Annotated in this window: 1 protein-coding gene; it reads left to right on the top strand. The window is 70.8% G+C overall.

The window, feature by feature from the left end; translation table 11 throughout:
• Window positions 1-710, top strand: a 710-nt coding sequence (gene istA, locus IE209_RS33645) for an IS21 family transposase (RefSeq protein WP_189691202.1), incomplete at both ends; no start/stop codon positions are given.

Here is a 710-nt window from a genome sequence, read left to right as displayed (position 1 = left end):
GACTGGGCACAGGCCCGCGAACTGGACGACGACACCCTGCAGGCCCGGCTGCACCCGGCGCCCGTGGCGCGCAGCGCGCGCCACCTGGAACCCGATTGGTCCGAATTGCACCAGCAGCTCAAGCGCCCCGGCGTGACGCTGCAACTGCTGTGGGAGGAGTACCAGCTCGCCCACGGCGGGCGGGCGTACAAGTACAGCGCCTTCTGCGAGAAGTACGCCGCCTTCGCCCGCAGCCTGAAGCGCTCCATGCGTCAGGTGCACAAAGCCGGCGAGCGGCTGTTCGTGGACTACGCCGGCCAGACGGTGGAGCTGGTGGACATGTTCAGCGGGGAGGTCACGCGCGCGCAGATCTTCGTGGCCGTGCTGGGCGCCTCCAACCTGACCTACGCCTGCGCCACGCGCACACAGCAGGCCGAGGATTGGGTGCGCTCGATCATCGCCGCCCTGCAGTTCATCGGCGGCGTGCCGCGCCTGCTGGTGCCCGACCAGCCGCGCGCGCTGATGGTCCGGCCCGACCGCTACGAGCCCACGGCGCACCGGCTGCTGGCCGAGCTGGGCGAGCACTACGGCGTGGCCATCCTGCCGGCGCGCCCGGCCCACCCCAAGGACAAGGCCAAGGTGGAGGTTGGCGTGCAGGTCGTGGAGCGCTGGATCCTGGCACGGCTGCGTGGGCGGCGCTTCATCAACCTGGCGGAACTGAACCGCGCCAT

This window comes from Pseudorhodoferax aquiterrae, assembly GCF_014652235.1.
Taxonomy (GTDB): domain Bacteria; phylum Pseudomonadota; class Gammaproteobacteria; order Burkholderiales; family Burkholderiaceae_C; genus Pseudorhodoferax; species Pseudorhodoferax aquiterrae.
Note: the sequence above shows the minus strand (reverse complement) of the source record. Positions and strands in the feature narration are given on the sequence as shown.